The sequence below is a fragment of the Blautia glucerasea genome (assembly GCF_013304385.1).
GTDB classification, from domain to species: domain Bacteria; phylum Bacillota; class Clostridia; order Lachnospirales; family Lachnospiraceae; genus Blautia_A; species Blautia_A ammoniilytica.
In genome coordinates, this window is record NZ_JAAITU010000099.1 from 1 (window position 1) to 2,354 (window position 2,354).

The window sequence follows — 2,354 nt, forward strand, 5'->3', positions numbered from 1 at the left end:
TTTGCTTTCTTCTAATGTCATTCAACCACTCCCTCCACATCGACAATGCACCGGACACCTTACCAAAGGTTGCGATTACCTTTTTCAGTAGTGCATTTTGTTTTTTAATCATCTGGTTTTCCTCTACCTTCCATGAACCTTTCCTTATCTGTCCGGTGAGATATTTTTTCTCAATCTTCCTTGCATCTGCACCCTCATGGATAGTAGGGACTTTTAATTTTCCCTGTCTTTCATAAGAGCGGTGGTCAATCTGATTGTCTACGGATAAATGCCGGTTACACATCTTTGACCATTCGCTTCGCCATAACTCACAATTCTTTGGACTGTTCCAGCCGGTAGCATCGGTCAGAACCCGTTTCCATTGTTTTCTGTTTCTTGACCCGACTTTCTGTACTCCGTTTTCATCAAGTACCGGAATGCGGATTCCATGCCGGTCAGGATTTTTCTTAGCCTGCCACCAGTCCGGGTGGGACTCATCAACCACGATATTTCCGTCAGTATCTCTGACAAAATCCCAGTCCTTGACTTCTTTGTTGCCCCATGAGTGATCCGGATTGAATGGTCGCATAGTTACAAGTAAATGCACATGTGGGTTTCCATCGCCCTTATCATGTATGCTCCAGTCGGCACACATTCCCTTTTCCACGAAAGTCTTTTGAATATATTCCGTTGTATAATCAATCTGTTCCTGTCTGCTCCATTCTTTCGGCAGGGAAAATTCAAATGAGCGTCCAAGCTGGGCATCTGCATTTTTTTCTATCTTCAAGACCTCATTCCATAGCCGCTGTTTCTGAAATGTGATTTTAAACTTTTCCAGTGCAGCTTCCTTATCGTCCGCTCTTTTATAACGGATAGACTGTTGAAACCTTTTTATATTTTCTTCCGGTACATGCAGCCATTCAGGTGGTGCATTTTTGCACATCATCAGACTGGTGTAGACGACTTCTTTTTTGGAAGTATAGTAACTGATCCTGCCTGTTTCCTCATTCTTCATCACATCTCCATTGAGATAGGCAGATGCTGATATAATAGATTTTCCTTTACTGCGTCCGACAATCTTTACTGTAAAATGAAATATCGCCATGATACGATTCCCCCTTTCTGCCGTATCCGGCATTGATTTCCGACAGCACCTTCTTCTGGTTTGGCAGGAGTAGAACTGTCGGAACGCCCTCTGCGCAAGAGTGCCCCCTGCGGCATGAGCAGGTCTGCATGAAATGCCCGCCGACGGAACGAGCCCGGCAAGCGTAAGCGCAGACCGGTTGCCACTTGTGGCAAACTTATAAGGACGACCTCTGGTTGTCCATAAGTGCGCCCTTCATTCAAAGGCAATGAAGGGAATGGAAAACCCACTCCCTCCGCCATTACACTTCCTCCATATCTGTAAGTGGCTCTTTCTGCATCGCCTTTGAGAAAAACTTTCCGTTTGTTTCCTGCCTTTTTAAGAAGCCTATCAGTTTTGGTAAATCTTCCTCCTCAATCGGACAGCCAAGAACCGATTCCACCGCTCCTCCAATCTGACAGAGCCTGTGGGTTCGTTTTTTACTTTCTTCCGCTTTCTTTCTCTTTTCCAGTTCCTTCCGCTGTGCTATGAGCTTTTTTGTAGCTTCAATGCTTTCCTGTTCCTTTTTCTCTAATGCACGTATTCTTTCTTCATAAGTCTTTGTTGATTTCGCCATATCGTCTTCATCCTTTCTCTTATAATCAAATCTTGCCCTGCTAAGATTTGGCACACGATTCTGGTCAGCTCTGCTGACATAATTCCAATCAAAATCGTCGTGCATCCTTGCGGAGCATTGTCTTGTCGATGTTTTTCCGACAAGATAAACATTAGTTCCCGGTTGCATATCAGGAGAAGCACATGGTATAATCCTCTTGCGTGTAGGTATATCATGGCTTCGGTCTGATAGAACCTTTGGCGGTTTCGTAAGAAGCCGCCTTTTTAAGTTGCCACATTTCTTGTGACAGCTTTTACATTTCCTTTATCCCTCAGATCTCGTCCCTCGTTGGCTTCCATGAACTTTTCCAGAATGTCAGTTTTAATAAGGACTTTTCTTCCAACCTTTAATACCGGAAGTTTCTTCCATTCAACCAGTTTTCTCAAAGTGTTTCTGCCAATCCCTGTATAGTCGGCTGCTTCCTCGATGGATAATGCAATCTTTCTTTCCGTCATCTCGTCACCTCCTTGCAAATTGCATTATGCAATTTTTGTTGTGCTGTTAGTATAGCGGTTTTATATTGCGTTGTCAAGCGTTATGAAATTTTAAAAATAATCATTAAATTGCATATTGCAATCATATAAGGTACATGCTATAATTCATACATACCGAAAAAGGAGGCAATCAGCATGAAAG

The 2,354-nt window shown here is 43.2% G+C and carries 4 protein-coding genes; all 4 read right to left on the bottom strand.

The annotated features are described in order from the left end of the window. A partial coding sequence (locus G5B11_RS18440) for a MobA/MobL family protein (RefSeq protein ID WP_173729302.1) occupies positions 1-1,084 on the bottom strand: 1,084 nt, incomplete at its 3' end. Next, entirely contained in the window at positions 1,060-1,365 is a 306-nt protein-coding gene (locus G5B11_RS19255) for a hypothetical protein (RefSeq protein WP_244093081.1), read from the bottom strand. The genes G5B11_RS18440 and G5B11_RS19255, both read right to left, overlap by 25 nt. Continuing rightward, complete coding sequence (locus G5B11_RS18445) at positions 1,365-1,679, bottom strand: hypothetical protein (RefSeq protein ID WP_014080633.1); 315 nt, start codon at positions 1,677-1,679, stop codon at positions 1,365-1,367. The genes G5B11_RS19255 and G5B11_RS18445 overlap by 1 nt, the downstream gene beginning before the upstream one ends. Positions 1,680-1,942: 263 nt before the next feature. Further along, positions 1,943-2,173, bottom strand: a complete 231-nt coding sequence (locus G5B11_RS18450; RefSeq protein WP_003505382.1) for a helix-turn-helix domain-containing protein — start codon at positions 2,171-2,173, stop codon at positions 1,943-1,945. Positions 2,174-2,354: the final 181 nt, after the last annotated feature.